The following is a 22737-nucleotide window of genomic DNA, read 5'->3' on the forward strand; positions in this document are numbered from 1 at the left end:
TGCACTTCGTCATGCCCGGTGGTGTCGACGACCCCGCCGCACCCAGCGGCGGCAACGTGTACGACCGCCGGGTCTGCCGGGACCTGTCCCGTATCGGCTGGCAGGTCCACGAGCACACCGTCGCGGGCGGCTGGCCGCAGCCCGACACCGCGGCGCGCAACGAACTGCGCCGCATCCTGGCCGAGCAGGCCGACGGTTCCCTCGTCCTCGTCGACGGAATCGTCGCCTGCGGGGTGCCCGACATCGTCGTCCCCGAGGCCGAGCGGCTGCGCCTCGTGGTCCTGGTGCATCTGCCGCTCGGCGACGAGACGGGACTCGTCGCCACCCGGGCGGCGGAGCTGGACGCCCTGGAGCGCGAGACCCTGCGCGCCGTCAGGGCGGTCGTGGTGACCAGCCATTGGGCGGCCCGCCGCCTCGCGGCCCACCACCGGCTCGCACCCGACCGGCTCCATGTCGCCGCCCCCGGCGTCGACATCGAGCCCGCGGCATCCGGCACCGACGGGGTCTCGCGGCTGCTGTGCGTGGCGGCCGTGACTCCGCGCAAGGGCCAGTACCGGCTGGTGAAGGCGCTCGCCGGCGTAGCGGACCTCCCCTGGTCGTGTCTGTGCGTCGGCGGCCTCGACCACGACCCCGGCTATGTCTCCGGGCTGCGTGAGCTCATCGGCAACTCCGGTCTCGCCGACCGCGTACGGCTCGCGGGGCCGCTCGCGCGGGAAGAACTCGCCGCCCACTACGCCGCCGCCGATCTGCTCGTCCTCACCTCGTACGCCGAGACGTACGGCATGGCCGTCACCGAGGCGCTCGCCCACGGCGTCCCCGTCCTCGCGACGGCCGTGGGCGGACTCCCCGAGGCGGTCGGCCGCGCCCCCGACGGCAGTGTGCCGGGCATCCTCGTCCGGTCCGAGGACCCGACGGCCCTCCCGGCGGCGCTCCGCCGCTGGTTCGACGAGCCCGAACTGCGCCGGCAACTGAAGACGGCGGCACTCGGCCGCCGCGCCGTGCTCGACGGCTGGGAGACGACAGCGCGTCATCTCGCCGGAGCACTCGAACACCTCCTGCACGAACCCCGGAGGGTCGCATGACCGCCACCGAAGTGCCTCGTTACGCCCCCGAGTGGCTGGAGCTGCGCGAGCCCGCCGACGCGGCCGCACGCGCGAGCGAACTCCTCGCCCCCCTGATCAGCGCTCTGAGGAGCGGTCAGGAGGACGGTACGGGCCTCATGATCCACGACCTCGGCTGCGGCAGCGGATCCATGGGCCGCTGGCTCGCGCCCCGGCTGACCGGGGCGCAGCACTGGATCCTGCACGACCGCGATCCCGAACTGCTCGTCCTGGCCGCCGACCGTACGCCCCGGACCGCCGACGACGGCAGCCCGGTCACGGTCGCGACCGTACGCGGCGACCTCGCCGGTCTCACGGCCACGACCCTCGCGGGCGCCTCGCTCGTGACGGCATCGGCCCTGCTCGACGTCCTGAACCGCGAGGAGATCGACTCTCTCGCCGCTGCCTGTGCCGAGGCCGGCTGCCCGGCGCTGCTGGCCCTGTCCGTCATGGGCCGGGTCGAACTGACCCCCGCCGACCCGCTGGACGCCGAGATCCAAGAGGCCTTCAACGCACACCAGCGGCGCGGCGGACTGCTGGGCCCCGACGCGGTGACGCAGGCGTCCGAAGCCTTCGCCCGGCACGGCATGACCGTACGGGTGCACGCCAGCCCGTGGCGGCTCGGCGCCGAGGAGTCGGAGCTGACGGGCGAGTGGCTGCAGGGCTGGGTCGGCGCCGCGTGCGAGGAGCGCCCGGACCTCGGGCCGCGCGCCGTCGAGTATCTGCGGCGCCGACTGGCGGCCTGCGCCGCGCGCGAGTTGGAGGTGGTGGTGCATCACAGCGATCTGCTGGCACTGTCCCGGCCGACGGGCGGGACGTCATGAGCGCACAGAACCTCAAGGGCCGGATCGGCACGATCGCCGGTGCGGCGATCCTCGCGGTACTGCTGTGGCGCCTGGGCACCGGCGCCTTCCTGGACGGACTGCGCAGGATCGACGGTCCCACCCTCCTGGCCGCGCTCGGAATCGGTCTGTTCACCACCGTCCTCAGCGCCTGGCGCTGGTGCGTGGTCGCCCGCGGACTGAACATCAAACTGCCGCTCGGCGGCGCCGTCGCGGACTACTACCGGGCCCTGTTCCTCAACGCGGCACTGCCCGGCGGCGTACTCGGCGATGTGCACCGAGCCGTACGGCACGGGCAGAACACGGGCGACATCGGCCGGGGAGTCCGCGCGGTGGTCCTGGAGCGGACGGCGGGCCAGATCGTGCTGCTCGTCGCAGGCGTAACGATCCTGCTCACGCTGCCCTCGCCGGTCCTGGCCGTGACCCGCGACGCGGTCGCGTCCCCCCTGGCCGCCGTCGTGCTCGCGGCGCTGTGCGCCCTCGGCATCGCGGCCGCGGTCCGCTGGCGCCGGAAGCCCGCAACCTCCCGCTGGCGCCGGGCGGTCCGCGCCACGCTCACCGAGGCGCGGACCGCGCTGCTGGCCCGGGGGAGCTGGCCCGCGGTGGTGGTCTCGTCCGTCGCGGTACTGGCGGGCCACCTCGCGATGTTCCTCGTGGCGGCCCGCGCCGCCGGCTCCACCGCGCCCTTCGCCGAACTGGCGCCGCTGATGGTGCTGGCGCTGCTCGCCATGGCGCTGCCGCTCAACGTCGGCGGCTGGGGCCCCAGGGAAGGCGCCACCGCCTGGGCCTTCGGTGCGGCCGGCCTCGGCGCGGCCCAGGGCCTGACCGTCGCCGTGGTGTACGGAGTTCTCGCGTTCGCCGCGAGTCTGCCCGGCATCCTCGTCCTTGCCGGGCAGTGGCTCGTGCGGCTACGGCGTTCCGAGGCCGAACTCGAAGAGGGTGTCCTCGCCGAGCATCGCGCGCCGCGTCGGCGGACGCAGCGCCTCACGCATCACGGACGTGCCCGCGAAGCGCAGGCCGGGAACGCCGTCGCCCAGCAGGACCGGTGCGACCGTGACGTAGAGCCGGTCGAGAGCCTGCTCGTGCAGGAAGCGCGAGACGGTGACGCCGCCGCCCTCGATCAGCATCCGGCCGAGACCGCGGCGCGCCAGGGTCTCGACCAGCCGCCGCGGGGCGAACGCGTCGTCGTCCGGCAGCGTCAGCACGTCAACACCGCCACCGACACCGTCGCGCACCCGCTTCTCGTGGTCGCCGCCGGCGCCGACCACCCACAGAGTGGGAGCTGACCCATCGGTGAAGACCTTGCGCTCCAGGGGGACGCGGCCGCGCGGATCGAGCACGACACGCACCGGATTGGTACCGGCGCAGGCGCGTACCGTCAGCTGGGGGTCGTCGGATACGGCGGTGCCCGCCCCGACGACCACGGCGTCGGCGAGCGCGCGGAGCCGGTGCAGATGACGACGGTCCTCCTCGCCGGTGACGAAGTCGGCGTCGCCGGTGCGGGTGGCGATGAAGCCGTCGACGCTCTGGCCGAGCTGAGCGACGGTCAGACGCGGACCGGCCAGGCACAGCGGCAGATACAGATCGGCGAGCGCCTCCGCTTCGGGCGACGCGCCCTGGCCCCACCGCCGGATGCCGTCCGGTCCGCGCACGAGTCCGGCGGCATCGGCGTCCGCCTCGGAGCGCACGCCGAGCAGCAGTTCCCAGGCCTGTTCCTCCGTCAGGGAGGTGCCGTGAACGCTCATCGCGCCTCCCCCCGGGAGAGAAGTGACAGGTATTCACCGAAGGAATCGACGAGTGAGGCCAGCAGCTCCTTCCCCTTATCCGCGGACGCCAGCGATGGGCGGCCGATGACACCGGACTCCGTATAGCCCGGCATACCGAGAGTGAGCAGATGCCTGCGGTCGTCGGCGAGGTGATCAGCTGTCTCATATCCGGGACGGACCACGTCCGGATGGGCGTGCAGCAGGATGGATGTCTCCACTTCTCCGGCATGCATATCGCTGTGCGACGAGGTCTCCAGACCGGCTCTTGTCCGGGCCGCAGCCCAGTCACCCGAGCCCGGGAAAAGAGCCATCCGCAAACCGCTGGAGGAGGCGGATTCCTGAACAACATTGCGCAGCACGTAATTTCCGCCGTGCCCGTTCACCAGAATCAACGAGGTGATACCGGAGCGGTGGAGGGAGTCGGCGATATCACGGATCACGGCGTAAAGCGTCGTGGCGGAAATACTGACCGTACCCGGCCAGGCGGCATGCTCGTGGGAGCAGGACACCGTCACGGGAGGAAGGTGGAGAACCGGATGCGCGGCGGCGATCTCGGCGGCGATCGTGCCGGCGATGACCGTGTCGGTCACCAGGGGGAGAAATGCTCCGTGTTGCTCGAAGCTGCCGATGGGAAGCACGGCAACGTCGGCCCGGCGGGCCCGTACGTCCTCCGTGGTGTCCGTCGGGAGCAGGCCCGAAGCCCACTGTGGTGTTCCCGAACCGCTCATGTCGTTCCGGCCTTTCGTACGTCACTGCAAGGGATATGGCCGGTCGAACGTGATGAACCGGGCACTCGGTTGATGCGTCGCCTCTCATTTTCCCCCACGCCGCCTTGGAATTACCACCTGCCCGGTTAGGATCGAGACATGATAGAGAGTGATGACGTGTTCGACGACGGTACTCGTCCGTCCGGAGTCGAACGCGCGGTGAGTGTCCGGCTTGCCACCGTGCACGGTGATTTCCTTGCCATCGGCTACCTCGACCGCAATCGCGGTGAGGAGCAAATGGTGCTCGTTTACGGAGACGTCGAGACCGAAGGTGCACTCACCCGACTGCACTCGGAGTGTCTCACCGGAGATGTCTTCGGCTCCAAGCACTGCGATTGTGGCGAGCAACTGTCCGCAGCCCTGGGTGCGATAGTCAAGGAGGGCCGGGGCATTCTCGTCTACCTCCAGGGGCATGAGGGCCGGGGGATCGGACTGCTCGCCAAACTCCGTGCGATGAAACTCCAGGCGGAGGGCATGGACACGGTCGAGGCCAATATCGCCCAGGGGCTGCCGGTCGACGCGCGTGACTATCAGGTCGCGGCCGACATCCTGCACGATCTCGGTGTGCGGTCCGTGCGGCTGCTGTCCAACAATCCGCGGAAGCGGGAGTCGCTGCAACGGCACGGGATCAAGATCGACTCCCAGGTGCCGCTGCTGATTCCGCCGAGCGACGAGAACAAGTCCTACCAGTGGACGAAGCGCGACCGCCTCGACCACTACCTGCCGCATCTGGACATCGCGGCGGACTAGCGGACACGTCCCGGTCGTTGGGGCGCTCGACGCGGTGGCCGGCCGGCCCGGGAGGCACAACTCGGGCCGGCCCGAAACCGGAGCAGGGCTGATGCTCAGGTCCGGGGCCGGCCCGGTGCTCGGGTCCTGTAGGCCGGGCCCCGGTGCTCGGGTCCCGTCGCGCTCGGGCCAGGGCAGGACCCTGAGGGCCGGGCCCCGGTGCTCGGGTCCCGTCGCGCTCGGGCCGGGGCAGGACTCAGGTCTTGCTCGGACCCGGGCAGGACCCGGGTCCGGTCGCACTCTTACCCGGGCGGGCTCAGGGACTGTCCGCGATGTCGTTCGCCGCGATGTAGCCGAACGTCATCGCCGGACCGATCGTCGAGCCCGCACCCGCGTAACTGCGCCCCATGACAGCCGCGCTGGCGTTCCCCGCCGCGTACAGGCCCGGGATCACCGAGCCGTCGGGGCGGAGAACCCGGGCGCGGGCATCGGTCGTCAGGCCGCCCTTGGTGCCGAGGTCGCCGGGCACGATCCGGAACGCGTAGAACGGCGGCAGCCACAGCGGTGCGAGGCAGGAGTTGGGCACGATCCCCGGGTCCGTGTAGTAGTGGTCGTACGCGCTGTCGCCGCGGTGGAAGTCGGCGTCGGAGCCGGAACGGGCCTGGCTGTTGAAGCGGTTGACGGTCGCCCGGAGCGCGGCCGCCGGTACGCCGATCCGCCCCGCCAGCTGGTCCAGGCTCCACGCCTTGTGCACGGCACCGGACGCGTACCAGGACTCGGGGAGGACGAAGGTGGGCGCGATGTCCTTGAACAGATACCGGTTGCGGTAGTTCTGGTCGACCACCAGCCACGCCGGGATGTCCGGTGAGCTCGCGTTGCGCTCGTACATGACGTGGACGACATCGCTGTACGGCGCCGCCTCGTTGACGAAACGCGCCCCGGCCTGGTTGACCAGGAGACTTCCCGGCAGGGTGCGTTCGGCCAGACAGAAGTACGGTTCACCCGGCAGCGGGATCGCCGGCCCCCACCAGGCGTCGTCCATCAGGGCGAGCGCCCCTCCCGCCCGCTCGCCCGCCCGGATCCCGTCACCCGTGTTCTCCTCGGCGCCCACCGTCCAGTCGGTGCCGATCGGTTGCTGCTGATAGCGGTCACGCATCGCCGCGTTGTGCTCGAAGCCGCCCGACCCGACGACGACCGCACGCCGGGCCCGGACGAGCCCGGCCGCGCCGCCGCGCATCACGACCACTCCGGTGACCCGCCCGTTCTCGGTGTGGAGATCGGAGAGGGGGGTGCTCAGCCACACCGGTACACCCGCGCTCATCAGCCCGGCCCGCAGTCCGCCCGCCAGGGCCTGGCCCATGGTGAGCGGCCGCTGTCCGAGCAGGGCGGCCCGGGTCCCGCGGGCCAGGCACTCGGCGGCGACGGCGGCACCCTTGAGGCTGACCGCGGCGAGGGCGATCCACTTGTAGTCGGTGCTGAAGACGACCATCCCGGCGGGGACGGGGAGGTAGGGAGCGTTCAGCCGGGCCAGCTCCGCGCCGAGGATGTTGCCGTCCAACTGGGCGGGCTCGATGGACCGTCCCACCGACAGTCCGCCGGGCAGCTCGGGGTAGTAGTCGCTGTAGCCGTCCATCCAGCGGAACCGCAGCGGGCTGTTGGCCGTCACGAACGAGATCATGGACGGTCCGTGCGCGAGGAACGCCTGCTGCCGGTCCGCGCCGACCTCGTCCCCGACGACGGCGGCCAGATAGGCCGCGGCCTTCTGCGGAGTGTCGGGCACACCCGCGGCGAGGGTCACCGGATTGTTCGGAATCCAGATCCCCGCGCCGGACCGGGCCGCCGAACCTCCGTATGTGGGCGCCTTCTCCACGACCACACAGCTCAGCCCGCGACGCGCGGCGGTGAGCGCGGCGGTCATCCCGGCCGCACCGGAGCCGACCACGACGACGTCGTACGTCCCGAGGAGAGGCGGCTCCGCCGCGTGGGCGGAGACCGCCGGCAGACCGGCCGCGACGGCGAGCCCCGCGCCGGCTGCCCCGAGGACATGGCGGCGCGAGGGCCCGTTGGTGTCCGGTACCGGCGTGATCTCGGGCATGGTGGGTCGCTCCAGTGGGGTGACGGGGGCGGTGCGGCGCCATGCTGATGGGTCGTCAGAGAAGGTTGCGCGGGGGTCTTGTGAAGTCAAGAGGCCTGCGGCCCGGTGCCCTGCCCCGGTCGCCCGCGACGGGCGCGCTCATGGCGCGAGCCTGCCGTCAGCCCACGTGCACCCGCGGCCTGCGCGCCGGGTCCGGTTCCGCACGGCGCAGGATCTCGCGCGTCACCGGTGCCACCTCGCCGCTGCCGAAGATGAGGAAGCGGAACAGCTGGCCGATCGGGCCGCCTTCCGTCCAGGTGAAGTACGCGTGCGGGATCCGGCCCGTTCTGTCGCGCAGCGACATCAGCACCGCGGCGACCGTGTTGGGCACGGTCGTGCCCTCCACCCGCAGCCGGCGCACGCCGTGCTTCTCCTCGCCGTGGACGATCAGGTCGGCGCTGAAGTCGGAGGAGTCCTTCACGAACGCCTCCAGGAACAGGACCTGCCGGCCGAGCGGGATAGGGGTCTCCTCGCGCTGGCTCCGTTCCTTCTCGCGGTAGGCGGCCGTGCTGTGTTCCTGCGGCTCGTTGGCGATGAGCTGGAGCGGCCCCTCGGCGGCTGCCTCGTCGATGAACTGCGCCGCCCTGTCGTCGAAGACGACCTCGACCGCACGTAGCTCGAAGGCGCGGCGGACGCGCGAGACGAAGGACGTCACCATGATCGCGAAGATGAACAGCAGCGCGATCTTGATGCCGTCGGGACGTTCGATGATGTTGGTGACCAGCGTGTACGCGAAGACGGCGGTGATCGTCCCGAAGCCGATAGCGGCCCGTCGGCGGCCGCTGCGGTGCACCGCCACCATCGAGGCGAAGGCCGCCGACAGCATGAGGACCAGCACGCCGGTGGCGTACGCGCCGCTCTGCTTGTCGACGTTCGCGTCGAAGTACACCGTGATCAGCACGGCGATCGCCATGAAGACCAGAACCAGGGGCCGCACCGCCCGTGCCCATTCGGGCGCCATGCCGTAGCGGGGCAGGAACCGCGGTACGAGGTTCAGCAGCCCGGCCAGCGCGGACGCTCCGGCGAACCACAGGATGCAGATGGTGGAGACGTCGTAGACCGTGCCGAAGACCTCGCCCAGATTCTCGTGTGCCAGATAGGCGAGTGCCCGCCCGTTCGCCGGACCGCCGGCCCGGAACGCCTCCTGCGGGATCAGCAGGGTGGTGGCCAGGCTGGACAGCAGAAGGAAGCAGCACATTGTCAGCGCGGCCGTGGTCAGCAGCTTGCGGGTGTCGCGGATCCGGCCGGCCGGATTCTGGTACGTGTCGCCGGGACCGCCCTTGATCTGCGGCATCACCGCCACGCCGGTCTCGAAGCCGGACATGCCGAGCGCCAGTTTCGGGAACACCAGCAGTGCCACACCGATCATGGCCAGGGGCGAGGAGTGCTCGGCGGTCATGGCGCTCCACCAGTCGCCGATCACCACGGGTTTCCCGATCACCTGCCAGGCGGCGGAGACCAGCACCACCAGGTTGAGCCCGAGATACGCGGCCACGAGGGGGACCGCGACGCCGATCGCCTGGTGAAAGCCCTTGAGGAAGACGGCACCCAGCAGTCCGATGAGGATCAGGGTGATCCAGATGCCCGAGCCGTGCATCCAGTGCGGCGCGAACGGGTTCTCCACCACGTGCGCCGCGGCGTCGGCGGCCGACAGAGTGATGGTGATGACGAAGTCGGTGGCCGCGAAGCCCAGCAGCACCAGGACCAACACCTTCCCCGACCACCACGTCAGGAGCCGCTCCAGCATCGCGATCGAGCCCTCGCCGTGCGGTGACTCCTTGGCCACCCGCCGGTAGACGGGCAGTGCGCCGAACAGAGTCAGCGCCAGCAGGACGAGGGTCGCGATCGGGGACAGCAGCCCCGCGGCGAGCGCCGCGATTCCGGGCTGGTAGCCCAGGGTCGAGAAGTAGTCCACGCCGCTGAGGCACATGACCCGCCACCAGGGATTGCCCGGATGATCGGGCGGCGGTTCGCCGTGCGGCGCGGGGTACTGGGCCGCCTGTTCGCTGCCCTGGAGCAGCCACGTACGCCAGCGCCGTTTCGCCACCCGCCGTCGGGGCCCGGTCTCGGTCTGCGCGCCGGTCATGGGCCTCCTCACCTTCGTCGCGTGCGCGGACAACGAGCCCATCGTCGCCCGGGGGCCGTACCTCGGCAGCCCGTGCGAGGGCCGTCCAGGGGGCCGGGGCCTGCGTCGGCGGCGAGCACGCGAACCATCGAGAGCCGGGCGGTACGACTCGGGCGGCGCATCCGGGACGCGCCGTCATGGGCCCGCGCCCCACGACCGGACGACGTCGATACAGGCCTCTGCGGGCCGCGTCGACGCAGGCCCGCGGCCCACGACCGGACGGCGTCGGTACAGGCCCTCCTTCGGGCCGCGCCCATGCAGGCTCGTGGCCCACGAACGGGCGATGCCGGGCAGGCCCGCGCTCCGGACGCGCCCGCCCGGCCGGTCACGCCATCTGGCGGCGCACCAGCTCCTGAAGGTGGCCACCGCGCGCGAGCAGGTCCGCGGGTGCCCCTTCCTCGACCACCTTGCCGTCCGCCATCACGATCACCCGGTCGGCGTCCATCACCGTCGACAGCCGGTGCGCGATCACGACCCGGCTGGCGCTGAGCCTGCGGGTGCTGTCGATGACGATGCGCTGGGTCTCGTTGTCCAGCGCGCTGGTGGCCTCGTCGAAGAAGAGGACGCGCGGCCGGCGGATCAGCGCCTGAGCGATCATCAGCCGCTGCCGCTGGCCACCGGAGACCGCGCCACCTCCCGCGATCATGGTGTGCAGCCCCATCGGCATCCGCTTGATGTCCTCGGCGAGGCCCGCCATCTCGGCGGCCTCCCACACCTCTTCCTCAGCGAACTCCTCGGCACCGCAGATGCAGTCCAGGATCGAGCCGGTGAGCGGCTGCGCGTTCTGCAGGACGACGCCGCACTGCCTTCGCACGGCCGCTTGGTCCAGCGCCGCCAGATCCTGCCCGTCGTAGAGCACGCTGCCCGAGACCGGACGGTCGAAGCCGATGAGCAGCCGCAGCAGGGTCGACTTGCCGCAGCCGCTCGGCCCCACGATCGCCACGAACTCGCCCGCACCCACCTGGAGCGAGACATCGTCGAGAACCAGCGGGCCGTCGTCGCCGTAGCGGAACGACAGCCTGCGTGCCTCCAGGGCACCGGTCAGCGCGCCGGGCTGGGAGCTGGATCCGCGGACCTCCGGGGCCTCGTCGAGCACCGGCCTGATCTGCTCGATCATCGGCAGTGCGGCGGCGACCGAGACGAGCGCGCCGGTGAGCTGGGTGACCGAGGAGAGCAGCATGGTGACGGCGGTGTTGAACGTCAGGAACTCACCCGCCGACATGCTGCCCCGGGCGGGGCCCGCCAGCAGCATGAACATCGTGAGGGCGCACAGCGGCAGATAGACCGCGTCGAGCACGGTCGTCAGGTTCCTGATCCGGCCCGCCCGCTGCTGCAACTCGCGTGAGCGCGCGAACTCCCGTGCCCACGCCGCGTACGCGAAGCTCTCCGCCGCGGCGACCCGCAGCTTCGGCAGCCCCCGCAGGGTCTGGAACGCCTGGTTGTTCAGCTTGTTGCCGAGTTCCACCAGCTCCCGCTGCCACGTCAACTGCCACAGGCCCATCCCGAGGAAGATCGCGCCGATCACGACCAGCATGCCGATGGCCGCCAGCGCCAGGGGCACGCTGTAGCAGAGCAGCAGCACGATGTTCATGGTCCCGATCGTGCTCGCCTGCACGGCGACCGGGCCGATGCCGGACAGCACCCGGCGCACCGCGCTGACACCCATCGCCGCACTGGCCAGCTCCCCGGTGGAGCGTTCGGCGAAGAACGTCGTGGGCAGCCGCAGCAGCCGGTCCCACACGGCCGGTTGCAAGGAGCTCTCGATCCGCCCCTCCATCCGCAGAACGGTGAGGTTCTGCAGGAGCATGAAGGCGGCGGCCACGATGCCGGCGATCATCACGGCCACCGACACCTGCACGATCAGGCTCCGCTCGGCCGTGGGCACGTACACGCCGAGGACCTGTCCCGTGGCGATGGGCACCAGCGCCCCGAGGCCGACCGTCACCAGCGCGCCGACGGCGAGATTGCGCAGATCCATCCGGGTGCCGCGCAGGCTGAACCGCAGCAACCGCCAGAACGTCGGCGGTTCTTCCGGCAGCGGCCGGTAGAACATCACGCCGCTCGGTTCGAACTCCTCCGCGCTGTCCTGGCCGATGCGCCGCCGCAGACCCGATGCCGGGTTCACCGCCTCGTAGCGTCCGCGCCGCCACAGGAGCGCGACCGGCGCCCCCGACTTGGCCCAGTGGCCGACCAGCGGGCCGATGTCGGTGCGCCACCAGCGTCCGGAGAGCCGGACCGTGCGGGTCCGGATCCGGGAGTGCATCGCCACCCGTTCCACCGGGCCGACACGGTCGTCGACCGCGGTGCCCTTCGGCGGCTCGGTCAGCGTGATCCCCGCCGCCTGCGCGACCTGACGGCACACCGCGTACGTGGCGTCGTCCGCGGCGGTGTCCCGTCCGCTCGCGCCGCGCCCGGCCCGCTCAGGTCTGCCGATGGAGGCGATCAGCGCCTGGTCGGCCCTGGCCCGTACGGCTTCACCGGCCCTGATGCCCGCGGCCGTACGGTCCTCGTGGGCGCGCTCCAGCTGGTCGATCCAGCGGTCGACCGCCGACAGGAGCCGGTAGTGCTGGTTCACCATGCGCTGCCAGAGCGCGGCGTCGACGAGCAGGTCGCCGGCCGCGTCGGCGCTGTAGGCGCCTCCGTACTGGACGCTGCCGGACGGCACGGGCATCCACAGGATGTCGTCGTCGGCGACGGCCTCCTCGACCGGACGGCCGTTGAGTGCCGCCTCGAAGAGGACCCCGAGAGCCCGTCCGGTCCCGAGGGAGAACGCGTACTCCAGGGCGGTCGGCATCCCCTCCTGGCCGTACTGCACGGTGTCGTACTGGCCCGTGTCGAACTGTCCGGTGTCGTACCCGGCGTACTCGGGGCGGTACAGCTCCCTCAGCTGGATCCGGCGCAGCAGGCAGTCCTGCGACGGCCGGCCGACCAGGGTGTGCTGCGGTCCCTCGACCGGGCCGAGGAGAACGGTCCCCGCCTCCAGCCGGCCGAGGAAGTGCCACTGCCCCCGCTGCGCGGCGTCGACGGCGAACACGTCGAGCGCACCGCCGACGACGAGCCACAGCACCTGCGGCCCCTCCAGCGGCACACTGCGCAGCCCCGTGCAGTCGACGGGGTGGCCGAGGCTGCCGAGAGCGTGGGTGACCGGGTCGCTGCTGCCGGGGCCGGCGACGGCCGACGGGTGGACGGACGACACGTCAGTGCTCCCTGACCAGATCGGCATAGGCACCGCCGGCTGCCACCAGATGCTCGTGACGGCCGCGTTCGACCACCGTGCCGTGGTCGAGGACGACGATCTCGTCGCTGTCCCGCACGGTGCTCAGCCGATGGGCGATGACGACGCACGCACAGCCGCGGCGCCGCAGATTGTCGATGATGAGCTGCTCCGTCTGCGCGTCGAGGGCGCTGGTCACCTCGTCGAGGACCAGGACGCTGGGCCGGCGCACCAGCGCGCGGGCGATCTCCAGCCGCTGGCGCTGCCCGCCGGAGAAGTTGCGGCCGTCCTGCTCGACGCGGCTGTGGATGCCGTCGGGACGGCGGGCGATCACATCGTCGTAGAGGGCGGCGTCCCGCAGAGCCGCGACGACGGCGTCGTCCGGGATCGAGGGGTCCCACAGGGCCACGTTGTCGCGGACGGTGCCCTCGAAGAGAAAGACGTCCTGGTCGACGAAGGAGACCGAGGCCGCCAGGGCACTGCGGGGAATGTCCTCGAGGCGCCGGCCGTCGATCCGGATCGTGCCCTCCCACGGGCTGTAGAGCCCGGCGATGAGGCGCGAGACCGTGGACTTGCCGCTGCCCGACCCGCCGACGAGCGCGACCTGCTGCCCGGGCCCGACGGTCAGCGAGAATCCGGTGAGCAGGGGCTTGTCCAGCGGGCTGTAGCCGAAGGTGATGCCGTCCAGCGTCACATGGCCCGTGAGCCTGCGGGTGCTGGGGTCCGGCTCGTCGCGCGAGTAGAGCTCGTCGACCGGGAAGTTCTCGACGTCCTTCAGGCGGGCCACATCGGCGGCGAAGTCCTGGATACGGCCGGCCACACCGTTCAGCCGGGTGATCGGCGCGGTGAACCGGGTCACGAGCGCCTGGAACGCGACGAGGAGACCGACCGAGATCGCTCCCTCCACCGCCCGCATACCGCCGATCCACAGGATCAGCGCGCTGTTGAAGGTCGCGAGGGTCGGTGCGACGATCGCGAGGACCGCGCTCGGCACACCGAGGCGCTGCTGCTCCTCCAGCGTGGTCGCGTGCTGCCCGGCCCAGCGGCGGAAGAAGCCGTTCTCGCCCCCGGTCGCCTTCATGGTCTCGATGAGCTGAAGGCCCGTGTACGAGGTGTTCGTCAGCTTCGCGCTGTCGGCCCGCAGCTTCTGTGTGTGGGTGGCCCGCAGCCGGATCACGATCCGCATCGCCACCACGTTCAGCAGCGCGATCAGCACACCGATGACGGTCAGTTGGGGGTCGTAGGTCCACAGCAGGAAGGCGTAGAGGATCACCACTACGCCGTCCACGCCCGCCGCGGCGAGATCACGCGCCAGGGTCTCGGCCACCGCGTCGTTGGACTGAAGCCGCTGCACCAGATCGGCCGGGCTGCGCTGGGCGAAGAACGTGACCGGCAGCCGCAGCAGATGCCGGAAGAACCGTGCGCTGCCGAGGGTCGAGGAGATGACGCGGCCGCGCAGCAGATTCGCCTGCTGGAGCCAGGTGAGGATGGCGGTGAGCACCACCAGCGCGGCCATCGACGCGAACAGCGGCCCCAGCAGCGAGGTCTGCTCGCCGATCAGGAACATGTCGATGTAGGTGCGGCTCAGCGCGGGCAGCGCGGCGCCCACCGCGACCAGCAGCAGACTGGCGAACAGAGCCGCCAGCAGGGTGCCCTTGGTGCCGCGCAGCCGGGCGGGCATCGCGCCCGCGACGCCCGGCTTGCGGCCGCCGCGGCGGAAGGCGGCGGTCGGCTCGAAGACCAGGACGACGCCGGTGAAGCTGGTGTCGAAGTCCTCCATCGTCACGAAGCGGCGGCCCTTGTCGGGGTCGTTGATGTGCACCCCACGCCGGCCGAAGCGGCGCCCCATGCCGTCGTAGACGACGTAGTGGTTGAACTCCCAGAACAGGATGGCCGGCGCCTGGACCTCGGCGAGCGCCGCGGGCTCCATCTGCATGCCCTTGGCCTGAAGGCCGTAACTCCGGGCGGCCTTGAGGACGTTGCTGGCGCGCGACCCGTCGCGGGAGACGCCGCAGGCGATACGCAGCTCCTCCAGCGGCACATGCTTCCCGTAGTGGGCGAGCACCATGGCGAGCGAGGCGGCCCCGCACTCCAGGGCCTCCATCTGGAGGATGGTGGGGGTGCGTACGGCGCTGCGCCTGCGCGGCTTGGGGGGACGGCTGCGCTGTGCGCGCCGCCGGCCGCCGGTCTCCTGCCGCCCGCGACGGCGGCCTGGCGGGGGCAACTGCTGCTGCGGTGCCTGTCGTTGTGACCCCTGCCGCTGTGACGCTGCGGTCTTGCCTGTCGCGGTCATGGAAGCAGCCAATCGATCGGGTGCTGCTCGCTGAGACGGATCGCAGCGCTCGTGAGGGTCATCGACTCGACCTCGAAGGGCGGGCCGCCCGAGGAGGACCAGGTGTAGCCGGACTTGGTCGTCTTCGACGCGTCGAGGCGCACCAGGACCGCCACCGGCTGGCCGCTCTGCGAGAACTGCTCACCGAGCTGGCTGCTGCCGAGGAAGCCGCTGATCCGCTGACGGGTCTGCGCGGTCCTGCCCACGGCCTTTACCGTGCCGCGGAGCACGCCGTACTGCTGGGTCGGCACCGACTGCACGGTGAGATCCACCGAAGCGCCGACGGGCACGGTCGATCCCCGCTCCGCCGGTACGTAGACCATCGCCATCAGGGGGTCGTTCGCCCCCTTCGCACGCTCCACGGCGGCCACGTCGGCTCCGGTCGTGACCACGGAGCCGATCGTGGCGGCGAGCGCCGTGAGCCGTCCGGCGGCGATGCTGCGGACGACGACCGGTCCCTGCTGGGTACGCACCTTCACCAGCGGGGTGTTGGCGGCCACCCGCTCACCCTCCTCGGCGAGGACCTCGGTGATCTGGCCGGAGACGGGGCTCTGGAGGACGTAGCTGCCCTGGCCGTAGGTGAGGACGCCGGGGGCCTTCACGGTGGAGGTGACCGATCCGGTCACGGCCCAGAACGCTGCGGCGATCATGACGAGAACGGTCACGGACAGCACGAGCAGACCCTGCGGCCGGGCGAACCGTACCGGCAGGTCGAGTTCCTCGGGCGAACGCAGTTTGGAGAGGGCCTGTTGGCGGAATTGCACGACGCTTTCCCTCTACTGCGGGGATCCCCGGCGGTGCGGGGACCGGTGACGGGCGTGGAACACCCGTGGACGTACGGGTCCGTGGGGTACACGGGTACAACGGAAGGACACGTGGGGCCGGACCCCACACGGACGACGGCCGTGCTGTCCGGAACCTGGTGGGCTCGGACAGCACGGCCATGGCGCATCGGCTCAAGAGGGGGACAGCCGACGGGCCGTCATCGACCGGTGGGTGTGCCGCTCGGGGCGGCACACGGCCCAGTCAGAGACCGGCGACGAGGCCCGTCACGCCGGCGGTGTTCAGGCCGGAGAGGCCCTCGACCGTGCCGGTCACGGAGCCGACGGTGCCGGCGGCGGCGGCGAGGGTGCCGGAGACGGGAACGACCGAGTCGACGGTGCCCGTGACGGCGCCGACGGCCTGGTTCACGAGGCCACCGGCCACGTTGTCGAGGTCGGCGTCCGAGATTTCCTGGGTCTCGACCTGGAAGTTGTTCATGATGGGGGTTCCCTTCGCATGGATATATCGAAATTGCTGCGACCGAGCCATCGTCAGGTGAGTCCTGTCGCAGCGGCGGTGGTCGTACGAGTCAGGCGAGCCCGTATTCGGAAACCCCTTCGCACGACTCCCGCGGTGCGAAGGATCAAAGCACGGGGCTGCGTTGCTCAGCCAATCGGACAAGCGCCGATCCGCTGCCTCACAGGCCGCTGGATTACCTGACGTGTACGCGCGTCCATGAGTTGGCAGCAGCTTCTTCACGTGTCTCCACGCATTGATCGCCGCACGTCAGCGCAACCACGCCGACGGAACGGGACATTCCGCCTCGACGTGTACGGTGCGCCGGCCCGCATGGGAACGCCTGTCGGACACGTTGTGACGCCGAGGTATTCAGTGTGCAGATTCGCTGAAGAGTGCCGGGTGTTTCGGCCGTATGTCGCCGATTGTCACGCGATGCAGTCGAGAGGCTATTCCGCGCTACCGCCGGGCCTGAGCGTGCGGCACATAAAGGCATAACGGAGTTCCGTCGGGCGAGACATGGAATGGTCGAATTACTGCGTATTCTTCGGTGGTCCTGGAGGCTCTTCGGTTCCTTTCGGGACGAGGTGGTGCAAGGTGCGACAGCGGCATCCGCCGGAACCATTGACATTCTGACGGTCCGTCAGGATGTTGTGAGCATGGCGAAGATGCGCGGACGTCTGATCGGTCTCCTCATCGTCCTGGCGGCCTCGCTGACGGTGGGAGGGCCGTCCGCCGCGGCTCCGGTGCCCGAACCCCTGCCGGGCACACCGCTGTTCGACGAACGGGCCGCGGCCGCGCGCGCTGCTCCTCGCGGGCTCTGGTTCGACGAGCAGGCCGCTTCCTCGTTCACCGTCGAGAACGGGCGCTTCACCGACGGACTCGGCCGCGACGTCGTCCTGCGCGGCTACAACGTCTCGGGCGAGACCAAGCTCGCCGAGAACAAGGGCCTGCCCTTCGCCTCCGTCGCCGACGCGGAGAAGTCGGCGGCCGCGCTGCGCAACCTCGGCGGCGGCAACACGGCGCGCTTCCTGCTCTCCTGGGCGTACGCCGAGCCCGTACGCGGGCAGGTCGACGTCACCTACCTCGCCGCCGTCACCGCGCAGATGCGGGCCTTCCTCGCGGCAGGCGTCCGTGTCTACCCCGACTTCCACCAGGACCTCTACTCCCGCCACCTCTTCCACGAGGGCAGTTGGTACACCGGCGACGGCGCCCCCCGATGGGTCGTCGAAGCAGGTGGCTACCCCCGCGAGTCGTGCGGGATCTGCCTTTTCTGGGGGCAGAACATCACCCAGAACGAGGCCGTGAAGCGCGCCACGTACGACTTCTGGCACAACCGTGGCGGTGTCCAGGACGCCTTCCTCGCCACGGCGCGGACCACGATGGCGTACCTCGCCGAGCACCTGACCCCGGCGGAGTTCGCGGGCATCGCCGGCTTCGACCCCTACAACGAACCGCACGCGGGGACCTACGACTCCGGCCAGAGCAGCCGGGCCTGGGAACGGGACGTCCTCTGGCCGTTCTACGAGAAGTTCCGTGCCCGCATGGACGAGGCGGGCTGGCGCCACAAGCCAGCGTTCGTGGAGCCGAACCTCTTCTGGAACGCCAACCTCGCCTTCCAGAAGCAGGAGGGCGGCCTGCTGGACGCCGGGACGCTCGGCCCGCGCTACGTCTTCAACACCCACTTCTACGACCAGAAGGCCATCTCCGGCATCTTCATGTGGGGCAAGGCGGCCGACGGCCAGTACACCGGCGACTTCGGTACGGTCCGCGACCGCGCGGCGGCCTCCGGAACGGCCGGCATCGTCAGCGAGTTCGGCCACCCGCTCACCGGCTCGGTCTCCGACAAGGCCCCGACGATCGGCAAGGCGATGTACCAGGCCCTGGACTCCCGCCTGCCCGGCGCCACATGGTGGTCACGCCCTCAGGACTCGGGCCCCGTCCTCTCGGGCACCCAATGGCAGTGGGACATCTACCACGGCCGCCACCACGAACTCATGAACGGCAACCCCGACAAGGTCCTGACCGCGGCGGACGCGTGGAACGACGAAGACCTCTCGGCGGTCCGTCTGGACGACTCCGGCACCCCGATCCTGCGCCAGGACGCCCGGCTCCTGGACCGGCTGTACCCGAGCGCCGTGGCCGGCCGCACGGTGGCCTTCACCTACGAGGACCGGGCGCGCGACGGCTCGACGACGCTGACGTGGAACCCCGTTCCGGCCTCGCTGCCGAAGGTCCGCGAACTGGTGGGCGGAGGCCAGTACGGCCTCCTGCTCTGGCGCTCGACGGGCGCGACCGCACCGACGGAACTGCACCTGCCGGCCTCGTTCCCGAGTGCGACGACGACGGTGGTCTCGGACCTGGCTTCGGTACACGGACTGCCGGCGTACGCGGCAGGGGCACCGGTGGGAGTGGCAGCGGAGGTGGGCGGAACGGGAAGCAGGCGGCTGCTGCTGACGCCGGCGGCCGAGGGGCTGCACTACGCGCTGGTGACGAACGGAGCGGCGGCGCCGGCGCCGTCGGGGGAGCTGCTGTTGGCGGCGAAGGCGGAGCTGGCGGGGTGGGCGGAGGGGCGGGGCTGAGTCGGGCCAACAGCAGCGCGCCGTGATCGCCTATTGCTCCGAGCCCCTCTACGGGAACGGCACCTACCCACGCGGGGGAGTCAGCGCGTTCACCAGCTCCGCCAGCGCCACCGCCAGCGGCGTCAGCCCAGGCCCGGTGGGCCCACCCGGTTCCTTCATGTAGACGTCCCGCCGGATCTCGACCATCAGCGCGCTGACCCTGGCGTCCTTGCCGTAGTACTCCAGCGGTACGTACGTCCCGGCGAACGGGCTGTTGATCCCGGTTCCGCCGAAGTCCCCGAACGCCTCCTGCGCGAGGGCGAGAAGTTCGGGCGGAGTGTGGAAGGCGTCCGTCCCCAGGCAGATGGGCGGCCGCGGGCCGTCTCCGTGGAGTTCGTACGGCAGGGGCTCGCTCGGGTAGGAGTGGACATCGATGATCACGGCTTGCCCGGCCGCCTCCAGCCGGTCCGCGACGGCCGCTGTCATGGCCGCCGCGTACGGGTCGAAGTAGCGGTCGATCAGCGGCTGAGTGTCGAAGCCGTCGGGGCGGAGCGGCTCCCGGTGCGTGGTCCGCGTGTAGACCGCGCCCATGCCGACCGCGAGCATTTCCTCCCGCTCGTCGGGGAAGCGTTCGGGGTCGATCACCAGCCTGGACAGCCGGTTGACGAACTGCCAGGGCGTGACCGGGCAGAGTCCGGCGGCCGCGGTGGCCAGTTCGGCCGTGTGGGAATCGGTGATGTGGCCCAGCTCGGCCGCGAGCGCGTCGTCGTCCAGCAGGATCTCGTCGCGCACGGACGCCGGAAGTGCCCGCGAGGAGTGCGGTACGTGCAGGATGACCGGCGAAGCCTCGGCACCGGCCGGCAGATGGAAGGGCTCGCGCGCGTTCTCGGGGAGTGTGGTCATCGCCTTCTCGTGGGCCGGGGCCGGTGGCCGGTGTCGGACTCCACGACCGTAGCCGAGGGGAGCCCCGACGAAGGGTGGGCGGGCAGGTCGTGGCGACCGGACTGCCTGGTAACTTCTGCGAATTGTGACCAGCGGCAATGAGCACGAGGGGGGCGCGTGAGCGACGCGGGGGAGGACCGGGCGGGCACACGGCTGCCCGAGGGGGTGCCGCCGATGAGGCCACGATGGCTGCCGCGGATACCGGGCAGGCCTGATCAGGGGCCCTGGCGGCGCCGGTCCAACCAACTGCTGTACGTTCTCGCGCTGGCCGGGATGGGAGCGAGCGTCTGGGCGCTCTGGCTCACGCTGGAGGACATGGGGGAGAAGGCCGACAGCAAAGACCGGATCGCCGAGGCGTGCGCGGGACTTGTGGACGCCGAGGCTGTGCTGTCGCTGCGAGGCGGAGTGGTCAGGACGAAGGCCGACAGTGGGGCGGACGCCGGGCTCCGCATCGACTCGCTGCCGAGCGCCTGCCAGATCTACCGGGTACCGGAGTCCGGAGGGTCGGACGGCCTCTTTTCGCTGGTGGTCCGCACGGCCGACGACGACCGCCCTCTGCATGTCGTGGGCGACGAGAGCAGGCTGGAGCCGTTCCGGAACCCCGCGGGCCGCAGCGCCGACGACGAGGATGTGACCCGCACGGCGGACCACGCGGAGCCCCACCCCCTGGGGGACGGCGCGCTCGGCGACTACCGCGACGACTCCGTGACGGTACGGGCGGTGTGCGCGTCGGGGAAGCCCACGACTCTGTCCGTCACCGCCCGGGCCGACTACGAGGACGTGTCGGACCAGGACCGCCGGACGCTCGCCGAGGTCGCCCACGGGTCGGCGGCGAGGGCCGCCGCCCGGCTGAAGTGCGACGCGAAGCTGTCCGCTCTTCCGGCGCAGTTGCCCACGCCGGGACGGGAACTCGGCGACCCGAAGTCCGCGAAGGCGTCCTGCGGGTGGTACCGGGGCTACCTGGGCCGTACCGACCGGGGCCGACTGCCCGACCGCATGCTGGAGGCACCGCTCGGCGCCAAGAGCTCGACGGAGTCGTGCCTGTTGGCCGTCAGCCCTTCCGCCGTGGGTGAGATCGCCGACGATCTGAAGGAACCCGACAGGGAGTTTGCCGAACCGGCGCTCACCCACTCACCGTGGTGGATGAGGACATCGTCGTTCCTCGGCACTCAGGCGGAGTCGGTGGGCCACTCCGTCTTCACCGACACCACGTTCCTCAAGCCGGGCACGGCCGGGGGTGACGAGGGAGCAGGCGTCTGGTGGGCCTCCTCCCGCTGCGACGGGCGGCCTGCCCTGCACGCGCTCACCGTGAGCTACACGTACGACGGCGTCGTGAGCGGGCAGATGGCCGCGCTTTTGCGTGCGTACGTGGACGACGTGACCAAGCGCAGGGGGTGCACGGACGTCGTGTTCCCGCCGGCGTCGGCGTTCGCTCCGAAGTAGTGGGTGGCGTGGCGATTGTTGACCGGGGCGGGCTGCCAGGTGCGGGGTCGATCCTCGTCCGGGTCGGCTCTGCATTTGGCCGAGGTACGTGAACGGATGGCGTACGCCGAACGCAGCGGAGAACCCTTCGCCCGGGCGTTGGTGCGGTGCGAGGTGCCGTAACGACGCAGTCCGGGTGGATGCAGCTCGGCCGGTCACCGGGCCGGATGCGTCGGGGCGCTCGTGACCGCACAGCCGTCGGCAGCGCCCTCAGCCACTCACCGACCCGCTCCCCGACGCCGACGGCGTCACCTCCTCGTGCCCCGCCGGCGCGCCCAACGCACCCGGCCCCGTCGGCAGCCCCGGCTTCGGTGGCGTGCGCCGCAGCCGGGAGATCAGCGGTTCCGTCCAGCGCGCCGCCAGAGGGCCCAGGATCACCATGATCAGGACGTACGCCGTCGCGATCGGGCCGATGCGGGGTTCCGTCGCGACCGCGAGGCCCGCGATCACGATCGAGAATTCGCCGCGGGCCACCAGTGCGCCGCCCGCCCGGAGCCGGCCGCGGGGCGCGATGCCCGCGCGGCGGGCCGCGTACCAGCCCGTCAGGATCTTCGTGGCCGCCGTGACCACCGCGAGCAGCAGCGCGGGCAGCAGGACCGGCGGGATCTCGGACGGGACCGTGGAGAGGCCGAAGAAGACGAAGAACACGGCCGCGAACAGGTCACGCAGCGGGGTGAGGAGTTTGCGGGCGCCCTCGGCGACTTCGCCGGAGAGGGCTATGCCCACCAGGAACGCGCCGACCGCCGCCGAGACCTGGAGTTCCTGGGCCACGCCCGCCACCAGCAGGGTCAGGCCGAGGACCACCAGCAGCAGCATCTCGGGGTTGTCGGACGAGACCGCCCGGCTGATCAGCCTGCCGTGGCGGAGCGCGAGATAGAGGACGACGCCGACCGTGCCCAGTGCGATCAGCAGGGTGATGCTGCCGCCCGCGAGTCCCGCGCCCGCCAGCAGGGCGGTCAGCAGCGGCAGGTAGACGGCCATCGACAGGTCCTCGATCACGAGGACGCCCAGGATCACCGGTGTCTCGCGGTTGCCGAGACGGCCCAGGTCGGTGAGCACCTTCGCGATGACGCCGGAGGACGAGATCCAGGTGACACCGGCGAGGGCCACGGCCGCCACCGGTCCCCAGCCGAGGATCAGGGCGGCCGCCGCGCCCGGGACGGCGTTGAGGACGAAGTCGACCGCGCCCGACGGGTACTGCGTCTTGAGGCTGCCGACGAGTTCGGACGCGCTGTACTCCAGACCCAGCAGAAGGAGCAGCAGGATGACGCCGATCTCCGCGCCGACGGCGATGAAGTCCTCGCTGGCGCTGAGCGGCAGCAGCCCGCCCTGCCCGAAGGCGAGCCCCGCCAGGAGGTACAGGGGGATGGGGGAGAGGCCGATGCGGCCGGCGAAGCGGCCTATCAGCCCCAGCCCGAGGATGATCGCGCCGAGTTCGATCAGCAGGGTCGTCGTCTCGTGCACG

15 protein-coding genes and 1 pseudogene are annotated in these 22737 nt (G+C 71.1%); 6 read left to right on the forward strand and 10 right to left on the reverse strand.

The genetic code is table 11. The features are described from left to right. The first annotated feature begins 11 nt into the window (after positions 1 to 11). From ACQPWZ_RS30295 to ACQPWZ_RS30305, 3 genes and pseudogenes are all read left to right on the forward strand, one after another. Positions 12 to 1082 (forward strand): glycosyltransferase family 4 protein, encoded by a 1071-nt coding sequence (locus ACQPWZ_RS30295; RefSeq protein ID WP_433573888.1) that lies wholly within the window; start codon positions 12 to 14, stop codon positions 1080 to 1082. Then, positions 1010 to 1924 carry an SAM-dependent methyltransferase gene (locus ACQPWZ_RS30300; protein ID WP_433573889.1) on the forward strand — a complete coding sequence of 305 codons (915 nt, stop codon included), beginning with the start codon at positions 1010 to 1012 and terminating at the stop codon, positions 1922 to 1924. The genes ACQPWZ_RS30295 and ACQPWZ_RS30300 overlap by 73 nt, the downstream gene beginning before the upstream one ends. After that, positions 1921 to 2871: pseudogene (locus tag ACQPWZ_RS30305) on the forward strand (lysylphosphatidylglycerol synthase transmembrane domain-containing protein); the annotation flags it as partial. The gene ACQPWZ_RS30300 and the pseudogene ACQPWZ_RS30305, both read left to right, overlap by 4 nt. Here the strand turns inward: ACQPWZ_RS30305 and ACQPWZ_RS30310 are convergent. Together ACQPWZ_RS30310 and ACQPWZ_RS30315 are read right to left on the reverse strand one after the other, a co-directional pair. Continuing rightward, positions 2851 to 3687, reverse strand: coding sequence for a RibD family protein (locus ACQPWZ_RS30310; protein ID WP_433572919.1), 837 nt, complete (start codon positions 3685 to 3687; stop codon positions 2851 to 2853). The pseudogene ACQPWZ_RS30305 and the gene ACQPWZ_RS30310 overlap by 21 nt on opposite strands. After that, a complete protein-coding gene (locus tag ACQPWZ_RS30315) occupies positions 3684 to 4436 on the reverse strand; it encodes a creatininase family protein (RefSeq protein WP_433572920.1) in 753 nt (250 codons plus the stop codon). Before ACQPWZ_RS30315 ends, ACQPWZ_RS30310 begins: the two co-directional genes overlap by 4 nt. Positions 4437 to 4574: 138 nt before the next feature. On the opposite strand from ACQPWZ_RS30315, the gene ribA reads away from it, so the two are divergent. Further along, a complete protein-coding gene (gene ribA, locus ACQPWZ_RS30320; RefSeq protein ID WP_340476442.1) occupies positions 4575 to 5225 on the forward strand; it encodes a GTP cyclohydrolase II in 651 nt (216 codons plus the stop codon). Positions 5226 to 5520: 295 nt separating this feature from the next. Here ribA and kstD read toward each other — a convergent pair whose 3' ends face one another. From kstD to ACQPWZ_RS30350, 6 genes are all read right to left on the reverse strand, one after another. Continuing rightward, the gene (gene kstD / locus ACQPWZ_RS30325; RefSeq protein ID WP_433572921.1) at positions 5521 to 7299 is read right to left on the reverse strand and encodes a 3-oxosteroid 1-dehydrogenase; all 1779 of its coding nucleotides are present in this window, start codon (positions 7297 to 7299) and stop codon (positions 5521 to 5523) included. A gap of 157 nt (positions 7300 to 7456) precedes the next feature. Then, entirely contained in the window at positions 7457 to 9424 is a 1968-nt protein-coding gene (locus tag ACQPWZ_RS30330; RefSeq protein ID WP_356703285.1) for an amino acid transporter, read from the reverse strand. Between the two features lie 364 nt (positions 9425 to 9788). After that, positions 9789 to 12659 carry an NHLP bacteriocin export ABC transporter permease/ATPase subunit gene (locus ACQPWZ_RS30335; RefSeq protein WP_433572922.1) on the reverse strand — a complete coding sequence of 957 codons (2871 nt, stop codon included), beginning with the start codon at positions 12657 to 12659 and terminating at the stop codon, positions 9789 to 9791. Between the two features lies 1 nt (position 12660). Then, entirely contained in the window at positions 12661 to 14970 is a 2310-nt protein-coding gene (locus tag ACQPWZ_RS30340) for an NHLP family bacteriocin export ABC transporter peptidase/permease/ATPase subunit (RefSeq protein WP_433572923.1), read from the reverse strand. Further along, complete coding sequence (locus ACQPWZ_RS30345; protein WP_433572924.1) at positions 14967 to 15773, reverse strand: HlyD family efflux transporter periplasmic adaptor subunit; 807 nt, start codon at positions 15771 to 15773, stop codon at positions 14967 to 14969. Before ACQPWZ_RS30345 ends, ACQPWZ_RS30340 begins: the two co-directional genes overlap by 4 nt. 262 nt (positions 15774 to 16035) lie before the next feature. Further along, complete coding sequence (locus ACQPWZ_RS30350) at positions 16036 to 16269, reverse strand: type A2 lantipeptide (RefSeq protein WP_340476447.1); 234 nt, start codon at positions 16267 to 16269, stop codon at positions 16036 to 16038. Positions 16270 to 16946: 677 nt separating this feature from the next. Here ACQPWZ_RS30350 and ACQPWZ_RS30355 point away from each other — a divergent pair. Beyond that, positions 16947 to 18869: an endoglycosylceramidase gene (locus tag ACQPWZ_RS30355; RefSeq protein WP_433572925.1), complete on the forward strand. Its 1923-nt coding sequence runs from the start codon at positions 16947 to 16949 to the stop codon at positions 18867 to 18869. 63 nt (positions 18870 to 18932) lie between these two features. Here the strand turns inward: ACQPWZ_RS30355 and ACQPWZ_RS30360 are convergent, their stop codons facing one another. Next, positions 18933 to 19751, reverse strand: a complete 819-nt coding sequence (locus ACQPWZ_RS30360; RefSeq protein ID WP_433572926.1) for an N-formylglutamate amidohydrolase — start codon at positions 19749 to 19751, stop codon at positions 18933 to 18935. A 156-nt stretch (positions 19752 to 19907) separates the two neighbouring features. Here ACQPWZ_RS30360 and ACQPWZ_RS30365 point away from each other — a divergent pair, with 156 nt between their 5' ends. Continuing rightward, positions 19908 to 21233, forward strand: a complete 1326-nt coding sequence (locus ACQPWZ_RS30365; protein ID WP_433572927.1) for a hypothetical protein — start codon at positions 19908 to 19910, stop codon at positions 21231 to 21233. A 249-nt stretch (positions 21234 to 21482) separates the two neighbouring features. Here ACQPWZ_RS30365 and ACQPWZ_RS30370 read toward each other — a convergent pair whose 3' ends face one another. Beyond that, positions 21483 to 22736, reverse strand: a complete 1254-nt coding sequence (locus ACQPWZ_RS30370; protein ID WP_340476451.1) for a cation:proton antiporter — start codon at positions 22734 to 22736, stop codon at positions 21483 to 21485. Position 22737 lies beyond the last annotated feature (1 nt).

The organism is Streptomyces sp. CA-251247, assembly GCF_050952975.1.
GTDB classification, from domain to species: Bacteria; Actinomycetota; Actinomycetes; order Streptomycetales; family Streptomycetaceae; genus Streptomyces; species Streptomyces achmelvichensis.